General features: G+C 43.7%; 2 protein-coding genes. Both read left to right on the top strand.

Annotated elements, in window-relative coordinates:
- Nucleotides 1-122, top strand: a 122-nt coding sequence (gene rpmE, locus A3763_RS27125) for a 50S ribosomal protein L31 (RefSeq protein ID WP_156495201.1), incomplete at its 5' end; no start/stop codon positions are given.
- A gap of 235 nt (nucleotides 123-357) precedes the next feature.
- Nucleotides 358-1,620, top strand: a complete 1,263-nt coding sequence (locus A3763_RS19770) for a malic enzyme-like NAD(P)-binding protein (RefSeq protein ID WP_197470071.1) — start codon at nucleotides 358-360, stop codon at nucleotides 1,618-1,620.
- Nucleotides 1,621-1,670 lie beyond the last annotated feature (50 nt).

Raw genomic sequence — 1,670 nt, 5'->3', positions numbered from 1 at the left:
ATATTACTCTGGACGTATGTTCAGCATGTCACCCATTCTATACTGGTAAGCAGAAAGTAATGGATACAGGTGGTCGTATTGATAAGTTCAAGAAGCGTTTCGGCAGCCGTATCGGCGGCTAAGCTTTGTTTGGCGAGTTGCCAAAGAACTAAGATATTCCGAAAAAGAGCGCTTGTCGCTCTTTTTTCGTCTGGTTATTTGATGATTTCGGTCAAATGACAATAAAAAAGTTACGGCGTATTATCATTTGATAATTGTCCCTAGGGAATAAGTGATGTCATAATGTGCGCCGCGGACAGGCTTTAGGGCTTTAATGTCCCTGAAAGAACCTAAACGGAAAAACCAAAACGGTAGAATATAATGTCAGATTTCAAACAAGATGCTCTAGATTACCATGAGTTCCCGAAGCCAGGGAAAATCAGCGTAGAACTTTCTACTCCTGCTCAAACCTCTCGCGACCTTTCTTTGGCTTATAGCCCAGGTGTTGCAGAGCCAGTTAAGGAAATTGCTGCTGACCCGGAAAATGCATATAAGTACACTGCTAAAGGTAACTTGGTAGCGGTTATTACTGATGGTACTGCGATTCTTGGTCTGGGTGACTTAGGTCCTTTGGCTTCTAAGCCTGTAATGGAAGGTAAGTCTCTTCTTTTCAAACGTTTTGCTGGCGTTGATTCAATCGACATCGAAGTTGAATCTGAAAGCCCTCAAGCATTTATCGACACAGTGCGTCGTATTGCGATTACTTTTGGTGGCATTAACCTAGAAGACATTAAAGCACCTGAGTGTTTTGAAATCGAGCGTACGCTTAAAGAGCAGTGCAACATTCCAGTTTTCCACGATGACCAGCACGGTACTGCTATCGTAACGGTTGCAGGTGCATTGAACGCACTTGAAATTCAAGGCAAGAAAATTGAAGAAGCAAAAATGGCGGTACTAGGTGCCGGTGCTGCTGCAATTTCTTGTTCTAAGCTACTTACCCTTGCGGGTATGAAGCCAGAAAACATCTTCATGTGTGATCGTAAAGGTGTTATCCACTCTGGTCGTGATGATCTAAACCAGTACAAGGCAATGTTTGCAGTAGATACTGACAAGCGTACGTTTGACGATGCGCTAGACGGTGCTGATATCTTCTTGGGTCTATCTGGTCCTGATATGGTGACTGGTGAACAAATTAAGAAGATGGCTCCAAACCCAATCATCTTTGCATGTGCTAACCCGGTTCCAGAAATCATGCCTGAAGTGGTTGCAGAATCTCGTCCAGATGCTGTTATGGCAACAGGTCGTTCTGATTACCCTAACCAGGTAAACAACGTTCTTGGCTTCCCATTTATCTTCCGTGGTGCGTTGGATGTTCGTGCAACAGCTATCAATGAAGAGATGAAGCTGGCTGCTGCTAAAGCACTTGCTAATCTAGCAAAAGAGCCTGTAACTAAGGAAGTTCTAGACGCTTACGGTGTGGATTCAATGGAATTCGGTAAAGAGTACATCATTCCAAAAGCGACAGATTCCCGTTTGTTGGGTATTGTATCTACTGCGGTTGCTCAAGCAGCGATCGATACGGGTGCTGCGGAAGGTCCACTTCCTGCAAACTACCCACTTAAGTCTTTAGAAGATATCTAATGGCTTAACTCTTTAGAGCCAAAAGTTCTAAAGAAAACAAAAAAACCGGT

The organism is Oleiphilus sp. HI0128 (genome assembly GCF_001635365.1).
This window is presented reverse-complemented; position numbering and strand designations above follow the sequence as displayed.